The sequence below is a fragment of the Rathayibacter sp. AY1D1 genome (genome assembly GCF_002932635.1).
Lineage (GTDB): Bacteria > Actinomycetota > Actinomycetes > Actinomycetales > Microbacteriaceae > Rathayibacter.
The window spans coordinates 1-26,918 of the sequence record NZ_PSVY01000013.1; the positions used below are offsets into that span (position 1 = coordinate 1).

Consider the following 26,918-nt stretch of genomic DNA (forward strand, 5'->3'; position numbering starts at 1 on the left):
GGCGTGGGGTGGGCTCCGGGAAGGGCGGTGAGGAGCAGAGCCGCACGCCGCTCCGGTTCGCCCGCCGCGCCGCGTCGGAGTGCCCACCGCGCCGCTCAAGACAGCCGGACGCCCGTCAGGGCGAGGCCCGCGGCGGCCGCCGCGACGGCGAGCGCAGCCGTGCCGACGCCGTACCCCAGGCCGGCCCGGCGAGCGTCGCGACCGGCACGACGCCCAACGGGGGAAGTGCGGCGCCGATCGCGGCGCGGGCAGCCGTGCCGACGGCTCCGCCCGCCGCGACGAGGAGGATCGCGGAGGGGCGCAGGTGGAGGGGTCGCGTCACTCCGCGAGGTCCCAGGGCGCCGGGCGCGACGGGTCGCGGTCGGCGCGCGGGACGACGAGCACGGGGCGGTGCTGACGGTGCGCGAGGTGGGCGGCGACGCTCCCGCTGAGGAACTCGGCGATGCTCGCGAGCACGCCCGCGTCGCGGGTGCCGACCACGATCATCCGCGCGTCGACCTCCTCGGCGACCTCGGCGAGCGCCAGGGCGGGCTCGCCCCGCGCCGCGCGCAGCGACCACTGCACGGTGCTGCCGTCCAGCTCGTGCTCGACCGTCTCGCGGAGCCCGGGCGGGAGGGACGGGCCCTCGCCGCGGTCGGCCGCGGCGCCGACGAAGCCGAGCGGGATGCCGCCGGTCATCGGATCGACGTACTCGCCGACGAGGTACGGATCGGCCGAGACCGACACGAGCAGCAGGGCGGCTCCGGCGTCGGCGGCGACGCGGGCGGCGGTGCGCAGGACCTCGGGTCGCTGGCCGTCGACGATGCCGACGAGGACGGGCCCGGTGGGGGTGGGTGCGGTCATGAGGAGCTCCTTCCCGGTTGCGCCCCATCCTGGCACCGCACGGGCGCGAGCGGTCGGAGCATCCGTGCCGGATCCGTCGTGATCGTTCCGTCATGCGCGGGCCTCGGGCTAGAGTGGCTCGTCGCCGGATCCCCACCGGCCCCCGACCCCCCGTCACCACCGTCATCCGAGGAGAACGCACGCGTGTCGAAGCCAGGCATTCCCACCCCTGAGGAGAGTGCCGGCACCCCGACCACTGCACCCCCGACCCGGCGCGAGGCCCGCGAGGCCGAGCGCCGTGCGGCCCGGGCCGAGGCGGAGACGGGCGCGGCCTCCGCCGGCACCGCGGTCGAGGGCAGCGGATCGGACGACTCCGCCGCTTCCGCAGCCGCTGGCGACTCCGCGCCCACCGCCGTCGACGCCGCAACGGCCGTGGCGACCGCTCCGACCGTGTCGGTCGAGATCCCCGCCGTCGCCTCCCCCGCCTCCCGGTCGATCCCGGCCTCACCGCGCCGCGCGTCCGCCTCCCGCCCCGTCGCTCCCCGCGCCGCCGAGCCCGCCCGAGCCCGTGGCCTCAGCCGCCGCGCCCTGGCCTTCGGCACCTTCTCGGTGGTCGGCGGCCTCTTCGCCACGGCCGCGATCCCCGCGTACGGCGCCCGCAGCTCCTCCGCCACCGCGACCGGCCGCGCCGCCGCGAACCGGGTCGGCCTCCAGAACCTCACCGTCTCCTCCGACGCCGCCGGCCAGACCGCCGTCCGCGACGCCTTCGCCGCACCGACCCAGGCGCAGCTCGACGAGGCCAGCCGCCAGGCGGCCGTGCTCTCCGGATCGAACGGCGGCGAGTTCTCGACCGTGCAGACCCGCGCGGTCGGCGACGACTACCCGTGGCCCTACGAGACCATCGACGACGACGGCGGCGGACTCTCGCCCCTCGGCTACTACTACCGCGAGTGCGTCGACTTCGTGGCCTGGCGCCTCAACCGCGACGCCGGTCGCACCTCCGCGCCGTGGAAGTACACGTGGGGGAACATCACCCCGCTCGGCGGCAGCGCCTACGAGTGGCCGGACAACTGGGCCGCGAAGGGCTGGGCGACCAGCAGCGTCCCGATCGTCGGCTGCGTCGCGTGGTGGACCTACAACCACGTCTCGTACGTGCAGAAGGTCAACGACGACGGCACCGTGCTCCTCGAGGAGTACAACTACGGCGGCAAGCACAGCTACGTCACCCGCACCTTCCCCACCGCCCAGGTCCCGCTCTTCCTGTACCCGCCGGTCCTGTAGGGGGCCCGTCCCCGTCGCGCGTCGGCGGGCGGTGCGTCGCGATCCGTCCCCAGCGCACGCCGACGGGCGAGGGGGTGCGATCGCGCGTCAGGCGAGCGCGGCGAGGAGGATCGCGAAGGCGGGCGTCGTCGGATCGACGAGCGCCATGTGGTCGGCGTCGGCGAGCTCGTGCAGCTGCACGGCGGGGTGCCGGTCGGCGTATCGGCGGCTGTAGGCGTCGGGGACGTCCTCGTCGAGTACGCCGTGGATCAGCGTGGTCGGCTGCGGCGGCGCGGGCAGCTGCGCGGGGTCGGCGCCCGGGAGCAGCGCGAGGTCGCCGCCGAGGAGCTCCCCCACGGCGTCGTCGCTGAGGCGGTCGGCGGAGGCGGCGGCCAGGTCGAGCACGCCCGCCAGTGCCACCACAGCGGCGACGTGCGGCGACGGACGGGCGGCCTGCGACCAGACGGCGAGGTGGCCGCCGGCGGAGTGGCCGACGAGGGCGACCGGTCCGGCGCCGGGCAGCAGTGCCGGGAGCGCCGCGAGCACGGCCAGGACGTCGTCGCCGGTGCCCGGCCAGCCGCCTCCCGGGTCGCCCGTGCGCCGGTACTCGGGGAGGAGCACGTCGTGCCCGCGTTCGGCCAGTGCCGCCGCGAGCGGCCGGGCGTGCCGCCGGTCCCACCGCGCCCGCCAGAACCCGCCGTGCACGAGCACGACCGGCCGGCGCGCCTCGCCGGGCGCCCCGCGGAAGACGTCCGCGATCTGCTCCGGAGCCTCCCCGTACCGGCGCACCTCGTCCGGCTCGCGCCCCTCCGACTGCTGCATCCCCCCAGTACCTCCCCGCGAGACGCCACGTCGGTGCGCCCGGCACGGCGTGTCGCGTACCGGAACGGCATCCCGCGGAGAGGGAGGGGACCGCGTCAGGACTCGAACCAGCCCCGGGGGTGGTGGTCGGCCGTGAGGGGCGTGCGCGGCCGGGTCGGGCGGGCCCAGCGGACGGCGTTCGCCAGCACGCGCCGGATGTCCGGGTGGTGGTAGACGGGGTAGTCCTGGTCGCCGGGCGAGAAGTAGAAGACCCTCCCGAGGCCGCGGGTGTAGGTCACGCCGGAGCGGAACACCTCGCCGCCGGTGAACGTCGACAGGAACACCGTCTCCTCCGGCACCGGGATGTCGAAGTACTCGCCGTACATCTCCTGCTCGGGGATGATCAGCGGGCTGGGCACGCCCTCGGCGATCGGATGCGTGGGTGCGATCGTCCAGACGAGCTCGCGGTCGCGGTCGTTGCGCCACTTCAGCGAGCAGGTCGTGCCCATGAGCGCCTTGAAGATCGACGAGTAGTGGCCCGAGTGCAGGACCAGGATCCCCATCCCCTCCTGCACGTGCCGCAGGACCCGCTGGACGACCTCCTCCGACACCTCCTCGTGCGCGATGTGCCCCCACCACAGCAGCACGTCCGTCGTCGCGAGCGCCTCCTCGGTGAGCCCGTGCTCGGGCTCGGGGAGCGTCGCGGTGCGCACCGAGACGGCGTCGCCGAGCGACTCCGCGAGTCCGTCCGCGATGACGCGGTGGATGCCGTCCGGGTAGTGGCGCAGCACGGTCTCGTCGCCGCGGGTCTCGTGGCGGAACTCGTTCCAGACGAGGACCTCGATCGGGGAGCTCATGCGACCGCCACCTCCTGCTTCTCGGCGGCGGAGCGGTAGATCGCGTCGACCACCCGGCTGCGGTGCAGCGCGTACTCGCCGTAGTGGCCGGAGTAGCGGGGCCGCCCGCGGGCGCGTCGGCTCCCGAGGCGATCGCCTCCAGGAACTCGGCGATGACCGAGCGGTGGTGCCCGGCGGGGACCTTCACGTCGGGGTGCGAGACGGTCGGCGCTCCGGCGACCTCGGAGTAGAGCGTCAGAGTCCCCTCCGTGGCGTAGTCGGCGATGTGGAGGCGCGCGCCCCCGGCCGAGCCGAGCAGCTCGACCTCGATGTCCTCGTCGACCTTCGAGTAGCTGGCCCAGGAGGCGTCGAGCTGGAGCGAGCGGCCGTTGTCGAGGCGCAGCAGGGCGCTCGAGAAGTCCTCCACCTCGAACGCGTGCGTGCCGGTGGCGGCGACGCCGTGCGGGCGCCCTCCGCGGCCGGAGCGGCCGATCTCGCCGTACGCGACCGCCGAGACGCTGGTCACGCGCGGCTCGTCGAGCAGGTGCAGCGCGATGTCGAGCACGTGGGAGCCGAGGTCGATCAGCGGGCCGCCGCCGGCGAGCTCCTTGCTGGTGAACCAGGAGCCGATGCCGGGGATGCCGGTGCGCCGCTGCCAGCTCGCGCGGGCGTGGTAGACGTCGCCCAGCGGCGCGTCGTCGAGGTAGTCGCGGAGGAAGGCGACGTCGGCGCGGCGGCGGTGGTTGTACGCGATCTCGAGCACCCGGTCGTTCGTGCGGGCGGCCTCGACCATCTCGGCCGCCAGCTCGGCGGTGGTGGCGAGCGGCTTCTCGCAGAAGACGTGCTTGCCGCTCGCGAGCGCGGCCACGGCGATCGGGTGGTGCAGGTGGTTCGGGACGCCGATGGAGACGACGTCGAGGTCGTCGCGGGCGACGAGCTCCTCCCAGTCGGCGTAGAGGTCGGGGACGCCGCGGGTCGCGCCGAGTTCGTGCAGGCGCGCCTCCTCCTGGCCGGCTAGCGCGACGACGCGGGCGCCGGGCAGGGACTGGAAGGCATCGAGGTGGGTGGTGCCGGCGAAGCCGAGGCCGACGACCCCCACGCGCAGCTCAGTGGTGTTCTCTGTCATGCGCCGAGCCTACTCGAATCGATTCGAGCACTCCACGGGCGGCGTGGCTTCCTGGAGCGCCGGGCAGGCCGAGCGTCAGGCCGCGAGGCGCGCCTCGAGCGCGGCGAGCGACGCGCGCAGGGCCGGCGCCTCGAGGGCGTCGCCGTCGGCAGCGGCGTGCGCGGCGGCGAACGCCTGGACCTGGCGGTGCAGCTCGACGCGGGTCCCGCCGCGGGCGACGACCGCGAGCCGCTCGGCGAGGCGCACGCCGGCGCGGACGACGAGCGGCTGCTCCATCGCGTACGAGCGCAGGGCGAGGAACACGTCGGCCAGCAGCTCGCCCGCTCGGGGCCACGGGACGACCAGGCGGACGACTCCGTCGGCGTCGGAGTAGCGGCCGCGCGCCTCCGGCCGGCCGCAGAGGTCGACGAGCGCGCTGGTCAGGGCCTCGACGGCGCCGACCGCGGTGTACGGGTCGTTGGTGCCGGTCGCGAGCCCGCGGACTCCGATCTCGACCACCTGCTGGACGGCGTAGCGGAGGTCCTGGTGCGGGGTGCGCGCGTCGGCGACGACGACCGCGGCGACCGCCTCCTCCTGGGCGACGGACCCCTCCAGGACCTCGAGCACCGGGTCGCCGACGAGGACGTGGTCGCCGGGCAGCGCGAGCACCCGGAGCCGCGTGTCGCCGCGGCGGGCCAGGGCGACCAGCCGCTCGACCTCGAGCTGCTCGACGTAGCCCCCGCGCACCGCACACAGCACGACCGGCTCGCGCCCCGCCGGCGGCAGGGCCTCCTCCGCGAGCAGGGCCTCCTCCGCGTCCACCGGCTCCTCACCGTCCTCCGGATGCAGTCGCTCGATCACGTCGACGAGCTCGCCGAGCACCCGCTGCTGCAGCGTCGTCACCTGCACCGACAGCGCGATGTGGTGGATGAAGTAGACGAGCACCGCGACGTCGCCCACCGCGAGCAGCACCGAGAACGAGACGGCCACCACCGGCACGAACGTCAGCGACGCGTCCTCCTCGGTGTGCACCGCGCGCAGCACGATCAGCGAGTACAGGAACGTGGACGTGAGCACCGCCAGGACGACCTGGTTGCCGCGGTCGGCCATGAAGTTGCGGACCAGCCGGGGCCCGTAGGCGGAGGACGTGGTCGCCAGCACCGAGATCGTGATCGAGAACGAGGTCGCGGCGACGCCCAGCATCGTCCCGCCGATCGCCGAGAGGATCGCCCGGCCGCCGGTCGGCGACAGGTCCTCGATCAGGGGGATGTCGCTGACGCCGGCGCGGACCAGCAGATGGTCGACCTCGACCAGCCCCAGCGCCAGCCCGACGGCGAGGACGCCGAACAGGGCCGGGAGGAACCAGAAGGATTCGCGGAGGTGGAGGAGCCGGGAGCGCATCCTCGAAGGCTAGAGCGGCGCCTCCTCGCGGGCTGCGCCGCCGCGGAGGCTTGCGCGCCGGGCCGGGACGTGCCGCGGTGCCTGCCGCCAAGGCGACGTCGCGTCAGGGCCGTCCGCACTGCGGGGGCGTCGTCGCGACGGACGCCGGACGCAACGGAGGCGCCGACCCCCGGGGATCGGCGCCTCCACGGGGCGTCAGGTGACGTTGATGAGCGTGCGCTGCCAGCCGGAGGATCCGTCGGGCGCGACCGGCGCGCGGTCCTCGATCTGGACCATGCCGTTCTTGTCGACCGCGCGGACCGCGACGTAGTGCGAGCCGGGCTGGGCGTCCCAGTCGACGAACCACTGCACCCAGGTGTCGAGGTTGACCGGGGTCGAGAGCGTCGCCTCCTGCCAGTCGCCGTTGTCGATGCTCACCTCGACCTTCTCGATGCCGATGCTCTGCGCCCAGGCGACGCCCGCGATCTTGAGAGCGCCCGAGGTGACGGGGACGCCGATCCGCGGGGTGTCGATCCGCGAGGACATCTTGATGGGGGCCTCGGCGGAGTAGCCGCGCGGGGTCCAGTAGGCCTGGTCGGCCTCGAAGGTGGTGACCTTGAGCTCGGTGAGCCACTTGGTGGCCGAGACGTAGCCGTAGAGGCCGGGCACGATCATCCGCACCGGGAAGCCGTGCTCGAACGGGAGGGGCTCGCCGTTCATGCCGACGGCGAGGATCGCGTCGAGGTTCTCGTCCGTGACCGCGGTGATCGGGGTGGACGCCGTGTAGCCGTCGCTGCTGGTGGAGAGGAGCATGTCGGCTCCGCTCTGCACGCCGGCCATCTTCAGCACGTCGCGCAGGGGGACGCCGAGCCACTTGGCGTTGCCGACGAGGTTGCCGCCGACCTGGTTCGAGACGCAGGTGAGGGTGATGCCGTACTCGTCGAGGCCCATGTCGAAGATCTGCTGGAGGTTCAGCGTCACCTCGCGATCGACCATGCCGGTGATCTTCAGCGACCAGGCCGACGGGTCCAGGTTGGGCACGGTGAGGGCGGTGTCGACGCGGTAGAAGTCGGCGTTCGGCGTGTAGAGCGGCGTGATGCCCTCGATGTCGAGCTCGGCGCCCGCGGGGATCGAGACGGTGCTGCGCGGGGACGGCAGGCGCAGGGCGTCGCGGACACCGGCGAGGGAGGAGGTCGCCGCGTTGACCAGGCGGGCACCGGTGCCGACGACGGCCGCGCCGACGGCGGAGATCAGCGCGATGCGGAAGAAGCCGCGGCGCTCGAGGGCGCCCGGACGGGCCTCGGAGGATGTTCCCCTGGCCTCCGAGGCCCGGGCCGCACGCCAGCCGCGCAGGCGCGTGAAGAGGAGGTGCATGACGACGACGGCGACGACGAGTCCGACCAGCGTGGGCACCGCGGCGAGCGGCGACGCTCCGGTGCGGGTCACGATGGCGGCGATCGAGAGGCCGCCGGCGATCACGAGCAGCACCTGGCCGAGCGGCGGGCGGACCAGCTGGAGCACTCCGGCGATCGCGGCGGCGACGACGACCGCGGCGCCCACGCTGCCGAGCAGGAAGGTCTTGTCGTTCTCGCCGAACGTCTCGATCGCGAACTCCTTGAGCGGGCGCGGGACGATGTCGACGATGAAGGCGCCGAGCGCGAGCACGGGGCTCGCGGTGCGGGCGACCGCGAGGGCGATGAGCTCGGCGACGGCGAGGAGGACTCCGCCCGTGACGATGCCCGCGAGGGCGGCGAGCAGGAAGTAGAGAGCTCGATGCTCGCGCACGGGTGCCGCTGTCTGGTTCATGGAGGAGAGTTTTCTCCCGCGACCTGCCGTTTCCCAGGGTGTCCCTGGTTTGGTCGTGTAGGCGCCTTTTTCATAACGAACAGGTAACGCACAGCGGCGGCATCTCGACGGGATCACCTCTCGCTCGGCCCGCCGCCGGGCCTCACCGCGCGCGACGCCCCCGCCGGAGGACCGCCGCGTTCGCGGTGACGATGAGGGCGATGCCGATCCATCCGGCCGCGCCGACGTCCTGCCCGAGCACGACCGCGCCGATGAGGGCGGCCAGGACGGGGTTGGCGCTCATGAGCGTCCCGAAGACGCTCGCCGGGAGCCTCCGGAGCGCGATCACGTCGGCCACGAACGGGACGGCCGTCGCCAGGACGCCGGCGCCGACCGCCAGGAGCACGGTGCCCGCGTCGGGGCGCGTCGAGACGAGCGTCCAGACGGCGACGGGCAGGAAGACGGCGGCGGAGATCCCGGTCGCCGTGGCGGTCCCCTGCGCTCCGGGCAGACGGAGTCCGATGATCCGGTTGAGCAGGATGTACGCGGCCCAGCAGCACGCGGCCGCGAGACCGAGCGCGATCCCCACCTGGTCGGACGATGGCCTCGGCCCGGCGATCGCGACGACGCCTGCTCCGGCGACGAGGGCGCAGAGCGCGCTGGTCCTGCTCCGGGAGCCGAGGAGCGCGACCGCCAGCGGCCCGCAGAACTCCAGGGTCACCGCCAGCCCCAGCCCGATGCGGTCGATGGCCGCGTAGAGCGTGAGGTTCATCGCTCCGAACACCACGGCGAGGAGCAGGACGGGCCACCACTGCGCGCGGGTCAGGTCGCGGATCCGCGGCCGGACGACCGGGAGGAGGATCAGCGCGGCGACGATCTGCCGGACGGCGACCACTCCGACGGATCCCAGGACCGGGAAGGCCAGAGTCCCGGAGGCCGCCCCGAGCTGATTCGAGAGGGCGCTCGCGAGGGCGGTCGCGACGCCGACGGTCCGGCCGTCGCCGGGGAGCTGCTTCGTCATTCCGGAAGTCTGCGAGCCGTCCGGCCCCGGCTCACAATGCGTCATCGGCCCGATCGATGCGGGAACCGCATGAATAGGATGCGGTCATGGAACTGGAACTGCGCCACCTCCGGTCGTTCGTCGGCGTCGTGGACGCCGGGACCTTCACCGACGCGGGGATCGACCTCGGCATCTCCCAGACGGCGGTCTCCCGCAACGTCGCGGCGCTCGAGTCCGTCCTCGGACGAAGGCTCCTCCACCGGACGACCCGCAGCGTCGAGCTCGCGCCGGCGGGCGAGCGGGTGCTGCGACACGCCCGCCGCGTCCTGGCCGTCGTCGACGATCTGCGCGAGGAGGCGGCGGCCGGGACGGACACGATCCGGATCGGCTACGCCTGGTCGGCTCTCGGCGAGCACACCCAGGAGTTCCAGCGCCGCTGGGCCGCGGCGCTCCCCCGCCACGAGCTGCGGCTGATCCGCTCCAACACGCCCACCGCGGGGCTCGCGGAGGGCCTCAGCGATCTCGCGATCCTCCGGCGCGGATCTCCGGCTGCGGACGTCGAGTCGGCTCTGATCGGCACCGAGAAGCGCTACTGCGCCCTGTCCGTCGACGACCCGCTCGCCGCGAAGCGCACGGTCACCCTCGCCCAGGTGGCGACCGCTCCGCTGGCGCTCGACGACCGGACCGGGAGCACCCGGCTCGACCTCTGGCCCGAGCACGACCGGCCGCGGATCACCGTCCCGACGACCGACGTCGACGACTGGCTCACGGTGATCAGCAGCGGCTCCGCCCGCGGAGTGACCGCGGAATCGACGGTGAGCCAGTACCGACGGCAGGGCCTCGCCTACCGGGTCGTCCGCGACGCCCCGCCGGTCCCCGTGCACGCCGCGTGGATCCGGAGCGACCCGCCGCCCGTCCTGGGCGACGTCATCGGGCTGCTCCAGGGCCTCTACCGCACCTCCGACTGACGACGACGGCCGCCGGGGGCGATCCCCGGCGGCCGTCGTCGTCACGTCACTTGCAGGTGAGAGCGGAGTACGCGGCCTGCTTCGTGGTGGTCACCGATGCTCCGTCCACGGTCGCCGTCGCGGTCACCGTCGCCGAGCCCGCGGCCACCGAGGCGGCGCGGGTGGTGAAGGCGTGCGAGGCGCTCGACCCGGGAGCGATCCCGGTGAACGCCTTCGAGCCCCAGGCGGAGCCGAGGGTGATCGCCGCCGGGACCTTCGCGTCGTTCCGAGCGGAGACCGTCACCACGACCTTGCCCGCCACGCAGCGGCTGGTGGCCGTCACGGTGGTCGGCACCGTCGCCGCGGAGGCGCGGACGATGGAGAGGCGGTAGGTCACTGTCGTCGTGTGGTCCTGCGCCGACGACTCGACGACCACGCTCGTCGTCCCCGAGGCCGCGAGCGGCACGGTGCGGCGGACGGTGTCGTCGATCAGCACGCCGTCGACCTTCACCAGGCCGCTGGGCACGGCCGGGTCCAGGTCGAGCGAGACGCTCGTCGTACCGGCCGGCACCGTGAGCGTGTGGTCCCTGACCCCGGCGGCGAGAGCCGGCGAGAGCGTCCCGACGTCGGAGGAGAGCTTCGTCAGCTCCGGGTCCGCAGCGTAGGTGGTCGACTCGGTCGTGTAGACCCCGAAGACACCGCCGACGTAGCTGGATCCGGTGCCCTGGAAGCGCACCGTGACGACGGGGATCTTCTGCCCCTTCGCGTCGAGCACGTACTTCCCGCTCTGGTCGCGCTTGTAGCTGTCCTTCGCGGCGAGACCGCTGAGGATCGACGCCGGGATCCGGTCGTACTGGACGTACCAGCTCGTCGCTCCGGCCGCTCCCGAGACCACCTCGGTCTTGAGCTTCACGTCGTTGAGGTAGACGTCGAAGGTGCGTCCCGCGTCGCCGCCGTAGTAGCGGACCCCGAGGTAGTTCGCCGGCAGAGCCGGGTCGACGATCATGTCGTACTGGAAGTACGCCTCCGCCGAGCGCTCGCCGTCGCGGTACCCCTCGCCGCGCCAGGTCCCCACCGAGGACCGCGCGGTCTTGTAGTTCTTGTCGGCCTCGCTGTTGTTGTTGTCGAAGGAGGTGAGGGAGTCGATCGTCGTCTCGTCGACGCGCAGCTGCTCCTTCTGCGTCCGGATCAGCTCCTGGGCCGCGGCCGAGTCGGGCTCGATCAGGGTCATGTAGGTCGCGTAGCGGGCGTTGTAGAGGCTGTAGTACGGAGTGAACACCCGGGCGGCGGACGCGGCGTCGACGTTCTTCATGCCGAAGCGCATCGTCGTGCGGCCGTTGCCGTCCGCGCCGTCGGGCAGGCGGACCAGGTTGCCGCGGACCGCGGACTTCCAGGCCGCGGAGTCCGCGACGACGACGTTCGAGTTCACGGACTTGTCGGCCGTGCCCATGCGCACCAGGACGCCGGCGACGTAGGACGCCTCGACGTTCGAGCGGTTGAGCTCGGTCGCCAGCAGCACCGGTCCGTAGCGGAACGCGGTCCAGTCGGGGTTCTCCGTGTCCGCGACCGCGCTGACCGCGGCGGGCAGCTTCCAGGTCAGCACGTCACCGGCGGCGACGGCGACCGAGACGTATCCGGCCTGGGCCGTGACGGCACGGACGGCACCGTTCACGGTGAGCGTCGGCGCTCCGTCGATCCAGGACGGCACGCGCAGCTTGAGGGTCGTGTCCGCGGCCACGGCTCCTCCGGCCAGCGCTTCGACCCTCAGGGTCGCCGTGTCCGTGCTCGGGATGTCCGCCGTCTGGGTCAGCCGGAGGTTGTTCGCGGAGGAGCGGAGGACCGAGGAGCGGAACTGGTTCACGAAGACGGTCTTCGGCTTCTCGAAGTAGATCGAGTCGCCGAGCTTGGTGAAGCTCTCGATACCCGAGCCGTGGTCGCACCAGAACTCGTCGAGCTCGTGTCCGAAGACCTTGGCGTAGCCCGCGGTCTGCGGCTGGAAGTAGGTCACCATGCCGGTGTCCGGGTTTTGCACCGAGAGGACGCCGTTGATGAACGTCTCCTCGTAGAAGTCGGCGTACTTCACGTCCTCGGTCACCTGGAACAGCGCCCGGGTGAGCTTGAGCATGTTGTAGATGTTGCAGCCCTCGGAGGTCGAGTTCTCGCCGTAGCCGGTGGTCTGGCCGTTCGTGGCGTACTCGTACAGGGTGCCGGGGGCGTGGAAGTGCTCGGACTGGCTGTTGCCGCCGTTGGCGTAGGTGTGGGTCTCGTCGACCATGCGCCAGAAGTTCTCGGCGGCACGGCGGTACATGTCGAGATCCGACTTCTCCGCGGCGGTGAGCGTGGCGTAGAGCGCCGGGTCGTCGGTGAAGACGCGGTAGCGCTTCAGCGCGCCGATCAGCTTCGGGACGGTCGTGTTCGCGTGCAGCCCGTTGAGGACGTCCTCGTTGTTCGCGAGCTTCTGGAACAGCGCGGTCTCGTCGAAGTACTCGGCCGCGCGCTTGTGGGCCGGGTCGTGCGTGGTCTCGTACAGGCGGTAGAGCGCCTCGTTCATTCCGCCGTACTCCGTGTTCAGGAGCTGCCCGGGGTTGGCCTGGCGGCCCGCCCAGGCGGTGATCCAGCTGCCGAAGCCGCCGGCGACGGTGAGCGCCTTCTGCGAGACGGCGTCGGGCGCCTGGTCGTGGGCGTCGAGGAGGCCTGCGAGCACCTTGTGCAGGTTGTAGAAGGGGACGAGCAGGCCGTCGCCGCCCGAGGGGAGGTAGCGGGTCGGGAACGGCGAGACGTAGCCGGCGTTCGCGGGGTCCTTCAGCGCGTAGGCGTCCTGGACCTTCTTCAGACCGTCGACGGAAGCGGTGAGCTTCGCGAGCAGAGCCGCCTTGGTGGCCGCGTCCTCCTCGGTCGCGTAGGCCTGCGAGAGCGCCGAGAGGTAGTGGCCGAAGAAGTGGCCCTGGAACCGGGTGCCGTTCTCGCGCTCCCAACCCCCGTATCCGCCGCTGGTGGTCGGCGTGAGCCCGGCCTCGCGGTAGAAGGAGTAGAGGAACATCTCGGGGTCGAGGCTCAGCAGGTACTCGACGGTCTGCTGCTCCCCGTTCTCGAGGTAGGGGTCCTGCACGGAGACGTCGGACAGGCCGGCCTCCAGAAGGTAGTTCGACGTCTTCACTCCCCGGGGCTGCACCTGGAGAGTGTAGGTCTTCGTGACCGCGGTGCTGCCCCCGTAGGTGGCGGAGCCGGTGAGGACGACCTGCGTCGCGGAGCCGGTGGGCGGCGTGACCGCGGCCGTGCCTCCGCTGATCGCGACGGTCGCCGGGTCGGAGGAGGTCCAGCTGAGGGCGGACCCCTTCGCGCCGACGGTGGGCAGGGTGAAGCCGGTGCTGGTGCTCGCGGGCGGGGCGACCAGCTCGAGGTCGGCCCGGGCGATGCTCGCGGGGTCGAAGGAGGGGTTGCCGGCCTTCGTCAGGGCGACGACGTCGGTGGTGGTCGCGACGCCGTTGTAGAGCGCGTAGTCGTCGAGCAGGCCGCGCAGGTGCGCGCCGTTGTACTGGGGGCCGTTGAAGCCGAGGGTCTTCGTCGAGGTGCTCTCGGAGCCGAGGACGCCGGATGCGGAGGAGGACGGCGCGGTCTTGACGACGGCGGTCTGCTTCACCCCGTTGCGGTAGAAGGCGACGGCCTTGGTGCTCTTGTCGTACGTGGCGACCACGTGCGTCCACTCCCCCGCGGGGAAGAAGCCGGAGCGGGCGGTCTCGACGGCGACCTTGTACGGCTGACCGCCGGACGGGCCGATCGAGAGGGCGAGCGGAGTGCCGTCGCCCTCGGAGGTGAGGTACCAGCCGTCGGAGTTGTAGGCGGTCTTGTTCCAGGTGAAGACCTGCTCACCGGTCATCGCGCTGGTCGGCTTGTACCAGAACGAGACGGTGAGGTCGGCGGGCTGCAGCGCCGCCGCAGTGCCGAGCGAGATCGCGTTCGATCCGGTGAACTCGAACGCCCGGCCGTTCAGGCCGGTGCCGTAGGAGGCGGTGCCCTTCTGCATCCCGAGGGCGGTACCACGACCGCTGGTGTCGGCGAGCGACCCGTCGAACGGGAGCTCGAGCACCTTCGCGGCGTCGAGCGAGGTGGTGGGGGCGGCCTGAGCCGTGGGGCCGACCGACAGGAGACCCGCCGTCAGCGCCATCACCGCCACGGTGGCCAGGGGGAGTCGTCGTCGCATTCGTGAGGCCTCTCGTCGTTGAGAAATCCGGCCCAGGGGGGCGGGCCGCCTCGAATGTTACCGTTAACAACTGTTTTCGGTGAGGTTTCGGTGAGAGGACTGACAGGGTCCTCGGGTGCTCAGCGGCGCCGGTCCAGAGCCGCCCGGAGGTACGGAGCGGTGCGGCTGCCCGCGGCCTCGGCGACCTCCTCCGGAGTGCCCGTCGCGACCACCGAGCCGCCGGCCCGGCCCGCTCCCGGGCCGAGGTCCACGACCCAGTCCGCGTCGGCGACGACGCGCATGTCGTGCTCGACGACGATCACCGTGTTGCCCGCGTCGACCAGGTGCTGCAGGTGCTCGAGCAGGCGGTCGGCGTCGGCGGGGTGCAGGCCCGACGTCGGCTCGTCGAGCAGGTAGAGCGTGTCCCCGCGCTGGGCGCGACGCAGCTCCGAGGCGAGCTTCACCCGCTGCGCCTCTCCCCCGGACAGCTCGGGCGCCGGCTGGCCGAGCGAGACGTAGCCGAGCCCCACGTCCACCAGCGCGTCGAGGTGGCGGGCGACCTCGCGGTCCTCGGCGAAGGCCTCGCGCGCATCGGCGACGCTCAGCGCGAGGACGTCGGCGATCGTCCGGCCGCCCAGGGTGACCTCGAGGGTCTCGTCGTTGTACCGGGTGCCGCCGCACGCCGTGCAGGGCGCCTCGACGGTCGGGAGGAACAGCAGCTCCACCTCCACGGAGCCCTCGCCCTTGCAGACGGGGCAGCGCCCGCTGGGCAGGTTGAAGGAGAAGCGGCTCGCCGAGAAGCGGCGGCGCTTCGCCTCCGGTGTGGCCGCGAAGAGCGTCCGCACCCGGTCGAACAGGCCCGTGTAGGTCGCGACGTTCGAGCGCGAGGTCCGGCCGATCGGGGTCTGGGTCACCTGCACCACCCGGCGCAGGCGGTCCGCGGGCCCGGAGGCGGTGCCGCGGGTCGCCGCCGCAGCCGCGTCGAGCAGCGGGTCCGCCTCCCCGCCCTCCTCGGCCGGCGCGTCCTCGGCGACGTCGGCGCGGAGCGAGGCGCCCAGCAGATCGGGCAGCGCCTGGTTCACGAGCGTCGACTTGCCCGATCCGGAGACGCCGGTGACCGCGGTGAGCACCCCGACCGGGAACGCGACGGAGAGGTCGTCGAGGGTGTGCCGCGAGACGCCGGCGAGCTCGATCCACTGCTCCGCGGTGCGGCGGGAGCGCAGCGGCGCCGGGTCGCCCTCGGGGAAGAGGTAGCGGCGGGTGACGGAGTCGCGGGCGCCCGGCAGGCCGTCGAGCGGGCCGGAGTAGACGACGGTGCCGCCCCCCGACCCCGCGCCCGGGCCGATGTCGACGATCCAGTCGGCCTCGCGGATGACGTCGAGGGAGTGCTCGACGAAGAAGACGGTGTTGCCGGTCGCCCGCAGGGTCCGCAGGATGCCGAGCAGCGCCTCCGTGTCGGCGGGGTGCAGGCCCGTGGACGGCTCGTCGAGCACGAAGACGACGCCGAAGAGGCGCGAGAGCACCTGCGTCGCGAGGCGCATCCGCTGGAGCTCCCCCGAGGAGAGTGTCGGCGTGGAGCGGTCGAGCGAGAGGTGGCCGAGGCCCAGGTCGACGATCGGCGCGAGGCGGGCGACGAGGTCCTCGACCAGCCGCTGCGCGGCCAGGCGGGTCTGCGGAGCGCCGTCGGCCGGGGTCCAGCCGGGCTCCAGCACGCGCCGCGCGACGACGACCAGCTCCTCGAGCGGGAGCGCCGACAGCTCGGTGATGTCGAGCCCCTCGAAGGTGACGGCGAGCGCGTCGGGCTTCAGCCTCCGGCCGCCGCACACCGGGCAGGCGACGCTGACGACGAACGAGGCCGCGCGCTCGCGCATCCGGGCGCTCTTCGAGCCGGCGAAGGTGTCGAGCACGTAGCGGCGCACCCCGAGGAACGTGCTCATGTAGCGCGGCTCGTCCCCGGCGGCCACGGAGGCGCGCACCTCCGCGGGCGAGCGGTCGGTCCACACGGGAACCTGCGGGGAGTCAGGAGTGTGCAGGATCCAGTCGCGGTCCTCCGCGGGCAGGTCGCGCCACGGAGCGTCGATGTCGTGTCCGAGCGAGATCAGGCTGTCGCGCAGCTGCTTGCCGTGCCAGGCGGTCGGCCAGGCGGCGAGCGCCCCGTCGCGGATCGAGAGGGAGTCGTCCGGCACCATCAGCTCGTCGGGGACGTCGTAGACCCGGCCGATGCCGTGGCAGCTGGGGCACGCGCCCTGCACGGTGTTGGCCGAGAAGTCCTCTGCGAGCAGCATCGGCGCGCCCTCGGGGTAGGCGCCGATGCGCGAGAACACCATCCGCACCACGCTCGAGAGCGTCGTCGCACTGCCGACCGTGGAGCGGGCCGAGCCTCCGGAGCGCCGCTGCGGGAGGGCGACGGCCGGCGGCAGGCCCTCGATCGAGTCGACGTCCGGCACGCCGACCTGGTCGATCAGCCGCCGCGCGTAGGGGGCGACCGACTCGAAGTAGCGGCGCTGCGCCTCCGCGTAGAGCGTGCCGAAGGCGAGCGAGCTCTTGCCCGATCCCGAGACCCCCGTGAAGGCGACGAGGGCGTCGCGCGGCACGTCGACGTCGATGCTCCGGAGGTTGTTCTCGCGGGCGCCGCGCACGCGGACGTGGTCGAGGGGGTCGGTGGTTCCAGGCGCGCTCATCCGTACAGCCTGCCGTGCCGGGATGTGGGGCGGCCGCCGCGGAGCTCCGAGGCGCTCGACGCCGAGACGGCCCGCTCCCGGCCGAGGCACCGCGGTGGGGCGGTGTCTCGGCGGGGGCGGGCCGTCTCGGCGTCAGCGGCGCGCGTGCGTCAGCAGGTGCGCGCCGGGTAGGCCGCGGTCAGGGCGCCCGCGGTGAGCGAGGCGGCCGGGACCGAGGCCTGACGGGTGGTGAAGGCGGCCGAGGCGCTGGCGCCGGGGGCGGCGGTCAGCGTCTGCGAGGCGCCGAACGGCGAGCGGATGACGACCGAGAGGGGCGTCGTGCCCGTGTTCTTCACCACTCCGGTGAGGACGACCTTGCCCGCGACGCAGCGGGTGGACGCGGTGAGCGTCGAGGTCGGTGCCGTCACCACCACGGTCGCGGTGACCGTGACGGCCGTGGAGCTCGAGAGCCGACGGTCGGCGGCGTCGTAGGCCGTCGATCCGTTCGCGCCCACCCACTGGTTGTCGTTCGCACCGATCGTGCGGACGACTCCGGTGACGGAGTAGCGGCCGGGCGCCGTCGCCACCGCGGAGGTGTTCCAGGTGACCGGCTGCGAGGCGGTGCCCCGGTTGTAGGCGAGCACGACGTCGGCGCGGGCGGGCAGAGCCGCCGCGGCGTCGGTGCCGGAGGCGACCGTCACCTCGCCGAGGTCCGAGCGGACCGCGGAGGCGGCGTCGGCCGAGCGGACCTCGGCGTACTGCCCCGCGGTCAGCGAGACGATGCCGCCGTGCTTGGTCGACGAGGCGAGCGAGAAGCCCGGGTCGGTGAGCTGGGTCCAGCCCGTGTCGAGGTCGTTCGTCACCATCGGCTTGTAGCCGGTCGCGGGGATCACGTCGACGTACAGGTACCAGGTGTCCTCGCCGTGGTCCTTGAACACCGCGGGGCCCTCGACCCCACCGGGGTTGCCGCCGGACCACACCGCGCCGATGCGCGACTGGATCTGCGTCCACGAGGTCGTCGGCAGCCACCAGGTCGCCGAGGTGGTCGACTCCATGTAGATGCCCTTGCCGGTGCCGTTGTCCTTCGAGATCCGGTAGGTCGTGCCGGAGTCCTGGATCAGCGTGGTGTCGATCGTGTCGGCCCCGGTGTCGATGAAGGTGCCGCCGTACGAGTAGGTGGCCTGCGTGAAGTCCGTGGTCGCTCCCCAGAGCACGCGGGAGGATCCGGTGCCCGGCGTGTGCGCCGCGGTCGGGTAGACCGTCGAGGACCAGTAGACGACGAACGCGCCCTTGCCGGGTCCCGCATAGTCCGGCACCCACGTGGCCTCGGGAGCCCACATCATGCCGGCCTCGAGCTTCTTCGTCCCCGCGGCGTCGAGCGCCACGTCGAACTGGCGGACGTCGCTCCACGACACGAGGTCGCTCGACTCCCAGACGTTCATCTTCGTGCTGCCCTTGGTGGTCCAGTAGCACCAGGTGTCGCAGGTGCTGGGGCCCCGGTCGCCGCCGAAGACGCGGAGGTCCGTGGCGATGATGTAGTACTTCTTCGTGTCGGGGTTGTAGGTCAGGTACGGGTCGCGGACACCGGTGGTGCCGAGGTCGGAGGCCAGGATCGGCTTCGCGCCGTTGAGCGGGTCCCACTTCTCCGGGTCGTCGCCGCGGGAGACGTCGAGGTAGATCTTCTCGGCGTAGCCCTGGGAGTCCTCGACGAAGTGGACCATCAGGTAGCCGTAGGGGGTGTCGACGCCGACCTGCGGCTCGACCGTCACGGCGATCGAGCGGGTCTGCACGATTCCGCGGATCGACGCCGTCGCGGTGAGCGACGAGGTGCGCGCGGCCTGGCCCACGGCGGGGCGGTCGGCGCTGAGGGTGCGGCCGTCGGCCGAGACGCGCAGGGTCGGGTCGCTGGAGGACCAGGTCACCGCTCCCCCGTAGTCGGGCAGGTTCGTGGTCGAGTCGTCGACGGTGAGCGGGGCGACCCCGGCCAGCACGGCGGCGGCGATCGGGGAGAACGTGGAGGCGTGAGGCTTCGCGTCGACGCTCGACACGGCCACCACCTCCGCCCCGGTGAGCGCGCGGTCGTAGACGCGGAACGCCGAGACCTCGCCCGTGTAGAACGGGTCGGGGTACGGTGCTCGGCCGATCGTGTTCAGCGACTGGTCCGCCACCGACGAGGGGCGCAGAGCGGTGGGCGCCGAGGCGACCTGGACGCCGTCGACGAAGAACGAGATCGTGCCGGCGCTGCCGTCGATCACCGAGGTGAGGCTGTACCAGCGGTCGGCGGTCAGGGCGGAGGCGCTGCGGGCGTTGTTCTCGCCGTTCCCTCCGCTGGTCGTGATCGCGGTGCGCACCCGGTCGCGGACGGACGCGAACCAGTACTGGTTCGTGCTGTCGCTGCCGATGTTCCACAGGAAGTGGAAGTTCGAGAGCATCGACGCGTCGGCGCGGGTCTCGATCGTGACGGTGGCCGACGAGCGACCGGTCAGCAGGTTCGCGGGCAGCTGCACCCAGGGGGCGGTGGTGCTGCTCTTGGGGCCGCCGGTGAGGCGGAGCGACGTGCCGGTCCAGAGCGCGTCGGTCGCGTTGCGGACGGTGGCGGCTCCCACGCCTCCGCTCACGGTGTTCGGGACCGTGCTGCCGGTGGTCTGCGTGAACCGGTAGTCGGCGAGGAGGCCCTGCTGCGGGATCACGGCATCGGCCGCCTGCGCGGCCGGAGCCGGGGCGACGAGGCCCGAGAGCAGCACTGCTCCGAGGCCGAGCGCGGCGAGCGCTGCGCGCAGCGGCGCTCGCCGCGCGGGTGTGGTGGTGGGGGGCATGGTGCTCCTTCAGTGGAGTGGTGCGGTTCAGGGAGGGGGAGAGGATCTCGGGGTGCCGAGCCCTGCTGGGTCGAGCAGCGCCGTCAGGGGCGTGTCGGAGCCTGTGTGCGGAGCACGAAGGGCTCGATACGCCGCCGGGCGGCTGCTCGACCGGCAGGGAGGGGCAGCTGCTCGACCGGCACGAGGGATCAGCCGCCGGGGTTCGTGTCGGTGTACCCGGTGGTCGGGGCGGTGGTGCCGAGTGCCGCGAGGGTGGGCGCCTTCCGCATCACGACGGGGTTGCCCGGGCTGTCGCGACCATGGAGCAGTCGCCGTCGTGGAACTCGATCGCGGGGTCGGCGGTGTCCGGCGCGATCGGGTCGGTGGAGGTCGGCTTGTCGAGGGCGACGGCCGGGGAGGCGGCGGTGAAGGGCAGCGGAGCCACCGCGGCGAGGAGGATCAGCAGCCCGGCCGTGTGGCGGCGCCGGAGCCCCGCGGATCGGGGGAGCTCGGCGTCGACGGGCGTCGATGCGGTCGTCATCGTGACTCCATCGTCAGGGGCGGCGTGGGGCCCGGAGGCGCACCGTGAGCGGCGCGCCCCCGGGGGCGGGGGGGCTGCGGAGAGGCGCCGGAGGGCGCCAACAGGAGAGGCCCGGTGGACCTCGGAGAAGAACTCGCCGTGACTCGCAGGATCCGGCGCGACCTCCACCTCGAGGCCTCCGACGCCGCCAGCTGCACGGTTTGTTCACGGTAACAGGGCGTCTGCGCAAACTCAACGGCCCCCGTGAGCGGGGGTGGCATCACTTCACGGCGCCTGCGGTCCGCGCGGTCGCTCTCGTCACGGAGGAAGGATCCGCGGCGCCCCGTGGAACGGCGCAGGCGACGTGGGCCGGATCGGACGTTCGTCGTGAGTCGTGATCAGCACCGCCGTCCCGAGCCGCCGTCCTCTTTCTTCCACCGCCGCTCGCGCCTCCGCCGCCGCTGTCAAGAGGGGAGAGACGGTCCGCGCCCCTCGCCTAGGGTGCCGGGATGCCCCGCACCCGGACGTCCCGCGCCGCCCTCGCCTGGCGGGAGGCGGTCACCGGCTCGCGCCTCATGCTCGCTCTCAAGACGGCGCTGGCGGTCGGCATCGCCTGGGCCGTCGCGCCGCTCGCTCCCGGAGTCGCGGAGCAGTACCCGTACTACGCGCCGCTCGGCGCCCTCGTCAGCATGTACCCGACCTTGATGGGCTCGGTCCGCACCGGACTGCAGACCCTGCTCGGGCTCGCGGCGGGGATCGGCCTCGCCGCCCTCGTGGTCGTCACCGTCGGACCGACCTGGTGGACGATCCCGCTCGTCGTCGGGATCGGCGTGGTCCTCTCGGGGACGGGGTGGTTCGGCGCGGGCCGCGAGTACGTGCCGATGGCGGCCCTCTTCGTGCTCATCATCGGCGGGGCCGACGCCGAGGACTACTCCCTCGGCTACCTCGTGCAGATGGCGGTGGGCGTGGTGGTGGGGCTGCTGGTGAACGTGGTCGTCGCCCCCGGGCTCACCGTCGAGGCGGCGTCCGCCCGGGTCGACGCGTTCCAGCGCGAGCTCGCGGAGCACCTGCGCCAGCTGGCCGCCGCGCTCGAGGAGACGTGGCCGCCCGAGCACGAGGCGTGGGCGCGCAACGGCGAGGAGCTGGCCCGGACGGCGGAGGAGGTCCGCGCGGCCCTCGCGGACGCGGACGAGAGCCGCAAGGGCAACCCGCGCGCACTGCTGCACCGGCGCGACTCCCGACCCGACCACCTCCGCCTCGAGACGCTCGACGCGATCCTCTTCCACGTCCGCGACCTGAGCGGCGCCCTCGCGGACACCATCTGGGAGCGGCCGGGCGCGCTCCCGTTCGATCCGGCGCTCGGCCCGCCGCTGAGCGAGGCCTGCCGGGCGGTCGCCGACGCGATCGATCGCGACGACGTCGGGTCCCCCGCCGCGCACCGGGCGATCGGGGGCGCGGCCCGCGCGATCCGGCACCTCGTGCAGGTCGTCGACGAGCGGACCGCCGCGACCTCCCGGACCCTCGGGCCCGGCGTCCTCGCGGCGATGCACCTCCGCCGCGTCCTGGTGCGCCTGCAGCACGACGGCGCGGAGCCGCAGGAGGAGTGAGGGCTGGCGCCTCCCGCCCCATACTGATATGGTGCTGAGACATCAGGAGGACGGGGACGACGTGGAGCGGACGGTGACGACGACGAGCCTCCGTGGTCGCACGCCGGAGCGGGCGACCACGGAGGCTCACCTGGCCTTCGGGCAGGCGCTACTCGCAGACGAAGAAGGCGACCTCCACGTAGCCCATCGTCTGCGAACGGGTGTCGACGTCGGAGTTCTCGACGGTCACGCCGGACGCGGCGAAGCTGCTGCCTCCTGCGCCCGTCGACGCGTTGGCCGCGTAGGAGCCGCCACCGCGCACCCACAGGGAGGTGCCACCGCCGGCACCTCCGAAGTAGCCGCCGCCGCCACCACCGGACGCATAGGTCACCTGGCGGCTCGCGTTCGTCCTCGCTGCGCCGGCACCGCCGTCGCGCCCGGAGCCCGGGCTGCCGAGAACCGTCTCGGTCACGTTGACCGTCGTCACACCGGGCTGCCCCGGCCCGGTCTGGCTTCCGCCGGTGCTCGGGGCCTGCTCCGTGGAGCCGGTGCTGCTGTCCGCGCGCGAGACGGCGCTCTCGTAGCCGGAGCCGCCGACGGGACCGCCGGACCCCGCGTTCGGCCCGACGCGGGCGGACCGGGTGAAGTCGTTCGAGGTGAAGCCGGCTGCGCTACCGCCGCCGCCGCCCGCGATGACGAGCAGGGAGCCCGCGGCGGTGATCCCGCTGGCCCCGCCCCCTCCTCCGGAGCCGATGTAGCCCGGAGTGCCCGGAGCCCCGCCGTTGCCGAGCCCCCGGCCGCCGGCCTGGTTGCTGCCGCCCGAGCCCGCGGTGATGACGATCTCGGACGCTCCGCCGAGCGCGTCGACGGGGATGGTGCCCGTCACCCGCGCACCGGCGCTGGTGACGTCCGACCCGGTGCGGACGCCGCCGCCGTCTCCGCCGACCGCCGTGAAGCGGACCCACTGGGTTCCCGCGGGCACGGGGATCGTCCGGGCCGCGAGCGCGGTGGTCGAGGTGGCGTCGATGCGCTGCGCGTCCTGCAGGGCGCACTGGGGGGCGGTCGAGGCCGACGCCATCGGAGCGGCGATCGAGGCGGCCACAACAGGAATCGCCCATGCGGCGCCCTTCACCACGGTTCGGCGCTGGGTCAGACGATCGGGGGCGCCGGTCGGCGTGCTGGTGTCTTCGTTCTGCATCGGAGTCCTTCTGTCATCGTGCACCCCTGGGTATCGGGGGCAGAGTCGGGTGAGAGGCGCGGGAGGATGCCCGGGCCGCTCCGACAGAGTCGCCTGCTCCGCGACGGGGCACGCCGCTCGAGGCCGCTCTGGCGCGAACCTGCCCTGAGGCGGCGCGCCGCGCCCCCCGCGCCTCATCCTCAGCGACTTCTCCGCAGCGCCGACCAGTCGTGCACGACGTCGCAGATGCCCCGTCGGACTCGCCGATACGGACCCTCCGAGCGGGCGGCCCGACTCGCGAGCACCCCGGACCGAGCGGCCCGGAGAGCCCGCGACGGCCGAGCGCAGAACCCGACGTCAGTCCGGCGCCGGCCCGCGACGGCCGAACGGGCAGCCCGGCGTCAGCCCGGCGTCACGCCCCGACGGCCGAACGGCCAGCCCGGCATCAGCCCAGCGCCAGCCCGGCGTCAGCCCGCGTCGGCGAGCAGCGCCTCGCGGTCGAGCCGCTTCGCGTAGCAGCGGGCGCTCGGCTCGTCGCCCCAGTAGCCGTAGCCCGCGATCGGGTCGTAGCCGGCGCTCGCGTAGAGCGCCATCGCCTCCGGCTGCTCCGTGCCGGTGACCAGTCGGAGCAGCTCCACGCCCTCGCGGGCCGCCAGCCGCTCGACGCCGGCGAGCAGCACGCGGCTGAGCCCGCGGCCCCGCGCGGCGCTCACCACGAACATCCGCTTGATCTCGCCGATGCCGTCCTCGACCGCGAGCGCCACGCAGCCGACGAGCCCGCCGTCGACCTCGAGCAGCAGGGTCGGAGCGTCGGCGGGAGGGCGCGGACCGGTGTCGTCGCCGCCGTAGCGGGCGAGGAGGTCGGCCTCCTGCAGGGCGAAGAGGTCCGTGGCTGCCGGGTCTCCGGCCGTGGTCTCGATCAGGCGGTGCACGGCACGATGCTACGGCGCGGCGGCGAGCCCCGCGGCGATCCCGGTCAGCTGCTCGAGCACGGCCCGCACGGCCGAGCGCTCCAGCGTCTCGGGCCGGGCGAGGCAGTCGATGTGGCGGCCGAGCCCCGGGATCCCGAGCGGCCGCAGCACCACCTCCGGCGTGCGCCGCAGGTCGGTCGTGTACCGCGGCAGCAGCGCCACGCCGTCGCCCGCCGACACGACCGCCGCCGCGACCAGGAAGTCGTTGATCCGGTGCGGGATGCGCGCGTCGCCGCCCGCGAGGACCGCGATGGCGTCGATCGCCCGTTCCAGGGGGAAGCCCTCGTGCACCGCGACCCACTCCTCGTCGCGGAGGTCGGCGGGACGGACGACGTCCTTCGCGGCGAGCGGATGGTCGCGGCGGAGCGCGAGGTCGAGCGGCTCGAAGAGGAGAGGCGTCGACCGCACGGTCCCGGGCCACTCGGCGCTGCCGGCGAGCCGGTGCGCGACGACCAGGTCGTGATCCGCGGTCAGCCCGGCGAAGGCGCTCTGCGCCACGTCGAAGTCCGCGAGCGCGACGCCCGGCCGACCCGGTGCGCGCAGCGCCTCCAGCAGCGGGCCGAACATCGCCAGCCCCGCGCTGTGGAACGCGGCGACCGAGACCGTGCCGCTCGGCTCCCCCTCGAAGTCCGTGACCGCCCGGGCCGCGCGCTCAAGCGCCACCTCCACCTCGACCACGGCCGCCGCGAGAGCGCGGCCGGCGGGGGTCAGCGCAGTCCGGCGCCCGTCGCGGAAGGTCAGCGCCGTCGGAGTGCGGCGCTGCAGCGCGCTGATCTGCTGCGAGACGGAGGAGGGGGACACCCGCATCGCGGCGGCGACGGCGGCGATGCTCCCGCGCTCGCCGAGCTCCCTCAGAGCCCTGAGCTGTCCGAGTTCCATGAGTTCCAACTTACGCGTCGGCGCAGAAGATGCAGTCTTGTCCGGCGGGTCTCCGTGCCGCCACGATGAGCCGTGCGCGCTCTCCTCTCCCGCTTCCGGGTCGACCTCCTCCTGCTCGTGGTCGCCGCCTCCTGGGGCTCGACCTACTTCGCGGCGAAGGAGCTCGTCACCGACTCCAGCGTGATGGCGTTGCTCGGCTCGCGGATGACCCTCGCCGCGCTGTGCCTGGCCGTGATCGTCGCGGCGCGGCGGCACCGGATCACCGCGGCGGAGTGGCGGGTCGGCGTGACCATCGGGGCGCTGCTCGCGACGATCTTCGCGCTCGAGACCTACGGCATCGCCGGCACCTCCGCCACCAACGCGGGCCTCATCATCAGCCTGACGATCGTGATCACGCCGATCCTCGACTCCGCCGTCACGAAGCGCCGCCTCCCGGGCCGCTTCCTGCTCGCATGCCTCGTCGCGGTCGTCGGAGTCGCGCTGCTCGCGGGCAACGGCGCCCTCCGCCCGCTCTCCCCCGGCGACCTGCTGATCCTCGGCGCCGCCGTCGTGCGGGCCGTGCACGTCACGTCGATGCACCGCCTCTCGGCGCGGGCGCCGATGGACTCCCTCCGCCTGACCACGGTGCAGCTCGGCACCTGCGCCGTCGTCTTCAGCGCCGCGTCGCTCGTCGTCGGCGTGCCGATCCCCGAGTACGTCGCGGGGCTCGACCCCGTGGGCGCCGGCCTGTTCCTCTACCTCGTCCTGGTCTGCACCGTCTTCGGCTTCCTCGTGCAGACGTGGGCGGTCCGCCGCACCTCGCCCTCCCGCGTCAGCCTCCTGCTGGGCACCGAGCCGGTGTGGGCCGCGGTCGTCGGAGTCGCGCTCGCCCGCGACCCGATCGCGCCGGTCGGCTTCCTCGGCATCGCGCTGATCCTCGCGGGCACGGCCTGGGGCCGCTCCCTCGAGCAGCGGACGACGCCCGACGTGCCGACCGCGGCGGCCGTTCCGGAGGCGCTGCTCGCCCCCGAGCCGGAGGACGAGCACCGGCGTCCCGTCGAGCGGTAGCCGGGTCAAGGGACTCGCGTGCGGCGTCCCGATGTGGGGGAATCGGATCGGGAGGCGTCCGCCGCGGGCGCCGCCGGAGGAGGATCCATGTCGCTCAGCGTGCTGTTCATCGGCGGGACGGGCATCATCAGCGCCGCCTGCGTCCGCGAGGCGCTGCGGCTCGGCCACGACGTGACCGTGCTGAACCGGGGGCGGACGTCGCTCCGCCCGCTGCCCGAGGGTGTCCGCGAGGTGCAGGCCGACGGCCGCGACCGCGACTCCGTCACCGCCGCCCTCGGCGACAAGACCTTCGACGCCGTCATCGACTTCGTCGCCTTCACGCCCGAGCACGTGCAGCAGGACGTCGACCTGTTCGCCGGCCGCACGGGCCAGTACGTCTTCATCAGCTCGGCCTCGGCCTACCAGAAGCCGCCGCGCAGCCTCCCGGTCACCGAGTCGACTCCGCTCCGGAACCCCTACTGGCAGTACTCCCGCGACAAGATCGCGTGCGAGGACCTGCTCGTGGCCGAGTACCGCGCGAGCGGCTTCCCGGTCACGATCGTCCGCCCCTCGCACACCTACGACCGCACCGCGCTGCCCGTCGACGGAGGCTGGACCGTCGTCGACCGGATGCGGCGCGGCCAGGAGGTGGTCGTCCTCGGCGACGGCACCTCGCTCTGGACGCTCACGCACGCCGACGACGTGGCCGTCGGCCTGGTCGGCCTCCTCGGCGCCTCCGCCGCGATCGGCGAGGCGTTCCACATCACCGGCGACGAGACGCCGACCTGGGACGAGATCCACCACGACCTCGCCGCGGCGGCCGGAGTCGAGCCGCGCCTCGTGCACGTCGCCTCCGACGCGATCGCCGCCGCCGACCCCGAGCTCGGTGCCGGGATCGTCGGCGACAAGGCGCACTCGATGGTGTTCGACAACGCGAAGATCCGCCGCCTCGTCCCGGCCTACTCCCCCTCGGTGCGCTTCCGCGACGGCGCCCGCGAGATCGTGGAGTGGTACGACGCCGACGAGTCGCGCCGCTTGGTCGACGAGCGGATGAACGGCCTGTTCGACGCGCTGATCGAGCGGTATCGGCCGCGCCCGCTGTGAGGGTCGGGCGGAGGGGGTGCGCGAGTCCGCCGGCTCCGCCCCTCCCGGCCGCTGCACCCCGCTCGGCTCCTCCACCCGCGCCGG

19 protein-coding genes and 1 pseudogene are annotated in these 26,918 nt (G+C 73.4%); 5 read left to right on the plus strand and 15 right to left on the minus strand.

Annotated elements, in window-relative coordinates:
- Window positions 1–115 precede the first annotated feature (115 nt).
- Together C5C56_RS09935 and C5C56_RS09940 are read right to left on the minus strand one after the other, a co-directional pair.
- Window positions 116–322 (minus strand): hypothetical protein, encoded by a 207-nt coding sequence (locus C5C56_RS09935; protein ID WP_104247674.1) that lies wholly within the window; start codon window positions 320–322, stop codon window positions 116–118.
- Window positions 319–843, minus strand: coding sequence for a universal stress protein (locus C5C56_RS09940; protein ID WP_104239244.1), 525 nt, complete (start codon window positions 841–843; stop codon window positions 319–321). Before C5C56_RS09940 ends, C5C56_RS09935 begins: the two co-directional genes overlap by 4 nt.
- A gap of 183 nt (window positions 844–1,026) precedes the next feature.
- Here C5C56_RS09940 and C5C56_RS09945 point away from each other — a divergent pair, with 183 nt between their 5' ends.
- Window positions 1,027–2,103, plus strand: coding sequence for a CHAP domain-containing protein (locus tag C5C56_RS09945; protein WP_104319510.1), 1,077 nt, complete (start codon window positions 1,027–1,029; stop codon window positions 2,101–2,103).
- A gap of 87 nt (window positions 2,104–2,190) precedes the next feature.
- Here the strand turns inward: C5C56_RS09945 and C5C56_RS09950 are convergent, their stop codons facing one another.
- From C5C56_RS09950 to C5C56_RS09975, 6 genes and pseudogenes are all read right to left on the minus strand, one after another.
- Window positions 2,191–2,904, minus strand: a complete 714-nt coding sequence (locus tag C5C56_RS09950; protein WP_104319511.1) for an alpha/beta hydrolase — start codon at window positions 2,902–2,904, stop codon at window positions 2,191–2,193.
- 95 nt (window positions 2,905–2,999) lie between these two features.
- The gene (locus tag C5C56_RS09955; protein ID WP_104319512.1) at window positions 3,000–3,740 is read right to left on the minus strand and encodes a ThuA domain-containing protein; all 741 of its coding nucleotides are present in this window, start codon (window positions 3,738–3,740) and stop codon (window positions 3,000–3,002) included.
- 301 nt (window positions 3,741–4,041) lie between these two features.
- A pseudogene (locus C5C56_RS18485) lies at window positions 4,042–4,845 on the minus strand (Gfo/Idh/MocA family protein); the annotation flags it as partial.
- A 75-nt stretch (window positions 4,846–4,920) separates the two neighbouring features.
- On the minus strand, window positions 4,921–6,225 hold the full coding sequence (locus C5C56_RS09965) for a DUF2254 domain-containing protein (RefSeq protein WP_104260644.1): 1,305 nt from the start codon (window positions 6,223–6,225) through the stop codon (window positions 4,921–4,923).
- 195 nt (window positions 6,226–6,420) lie between these two features.
- Window positions 6,421–8,010 (minus strand): molybdopterin-dependent oxidoreductase, encoded by a 1,590-nt coding sequence (locus C5C56_RS09970; protein ID WP_104319513.1) that lies wholly within the window; start codon window positions 8,008–8,010, stop codon window positions 6,421–6,423.
- Between the two features lie 142 nt (window positions 8,011–8,152).
- Window positions 8,153–9,010: a DMT family transporter gene (locus C5C56_RS09975; protein ID WP_104269307.1), complete on the minus strand. Its 858-nt coding sequence runs from the start codon at window positions 9,008–9,010 to the stop codon at window positions 8,153–8,155.
- An 86-nt stretch (window positions 9,011–9,096) separates the two neighbouring features.
- On the opposite strand from C5C56_RS09975, the gene C5C56_RS09980 reads away from it, so the two are divergent.
- Window positions 9,097–9,957, plus strand: a complete 861-nt coding sequence (locus C5C56_RS09980; RefSeq protein ID WP_104288141.1) for a LysR family transcriptional regulator — start codon at window positions 9,097–9,099, stop codon at window positions 9,955–9,957.
- A gap of 46 nt (window positions 9,958–10,003) precedes the next feature.
- On the opposite strand, the gene C5C56_RS09985 is transcribed toward C5C56_RS09980, so the two are convergent.
- From C5C56_RS09985 to C5C56_RS10000, 4 genes are all read right to left on the minus strand, one after another.
- Window positions 10,004–14,137: a beta-L-arabinofuranosidase domain-containing protein gene (locus C5C56_RS09985; RefSeq protein WP_104288142.1), complete on the minus strand. Its 4,134-nt coding sequence runs from the start codon at window positions 14,135–14,137 to the stop codon at window positions 10,004–10,006.
- Between the two features lie 119 nt (window positions 14,138–14,256).
- On the minus strand, window positions 14,257–16,797 hold the full coding sequence (locus C5C56_RS09990; protein ID WP_104319514.1) for an excinuclease ABC subunit UvrA: 2,541 nt from the start codon (window positions 16,795–16,797) through the stop codon (window positions 14,257–14,259).
- A 149-nt stretch (window positions 16,798–16,946) separates the two neighbouring features.
- Window positions 16,947–19,592 carry a LamG-like jellyroll fold domain-containing protein gene (locus C5C56_RS09995; protein WP_104288143.1) on the minus strand — a complete coding sequence of 882 codons (2,646 nt, stop codon included), beginning with the start codon at window positions 19,590–19,592 and terminating at the stop codon, window positions 16,947–16,949.
- A gap of 268 nt (window positions 19,593–19,860) precedes the next feature.
- Window positions 19,861–20,112, minus strand: coding sequence for a hypothetical protein (locus C5C56_RS10000; protein WP_104269303.1), 252 nt, complete (start codon window positions 20,110–20,112; stop codon window positions 19,861–19,863).
- A 488-nt stretch (window positions 20,113–20,600) separates the two neighbouring features.
- On the opposite strand from C5C56_RS10000, the gene C5C56_RS10005 reads away from it, so the two are divergent.
- A complete protein-coding gene (locus C5C56_RS10005; protein ID WP_104248337.1) occupies window positions 20,601–21,698 on the plus strand; it encodes an aromatic acid exporter family protein in 1,098 nt (365 codons plus the stop codon).
- A gap of 148 nt (window positions 21,699–21,846) precedes the next feature.
- Here C5C56_RS10005 and C5C56_RS10010 read toward each other — a convergent pair whose 3' ends face one another.
- From C5C56_RS10010 to C5C56_RS10020, 3 genes are all read right to left on the minus strand, one after another.
- Window positions 21,847–22,875, minus strand: a complete 1,029-nt coding sequence (locus tag C5C56_RS10010; protein WP_146079257.1) for a hypothetical protein — start codon at window positions 22,873–22,875, stop codon at window positions 21,847–21,849.
- Between the two features lie 446 nt (window positions 22,876–23,321).
- The gene (locus tag C5C56_RS10015; RefSeq protein ID WP_104226986.1) at window positions 23,322–23,786 is read right to left on the minus strand and encodes a GNAT family N-acetyltransferase; all 465 of its coding nucleotides are present in this window, start codon (window positions 23,784–23,786) and stop codon (window positions 23,322–23,324) included.
- Between the two features lie 9 nt (window positions 23,787–23,795).
- A complete protein-coding gene (locus C5C56_RS10020) occupies window positions 23,796–24,704 on the minus strand; it encodes a LysR family transcriptional regulator (protein WP_104319515.1) in 909 nt (302 codons plus the stop codon).
- Window positions 24,705–24,776: 72 nt separating this feature from the next.
- Between C5C56_RS10020 and C5C56_RS10025 the strand changes: the two genes are divergently transcribed.
- Window positions 24,777–25,751 carry a DMT family transporter gene (locus tag C5C56_RS10025; RefSeq protein WP_219813885.1) on the plus strand — a complete coding sequence of 325 codons (975 nt, stop codon included), beginning with the start codon at window positions 24,777–24,779 and terminating at the stop codon, window positions 25,749–25,751.
- Window positions 25,752–25,838: 87 nt separating this feature from the next.
- A complete protein-coding gene (locus C5C56_RS10030) occupies window positions 25,839–26,834 on the plus strand; it encodes an SDR family oxidoreductase (RefSeq protein ID WP_104319516.1) in 996 nt (331 codons plus the stop codon).
- Window positions 26,835–26,918 lie beyond the last annotated feature (84 nt).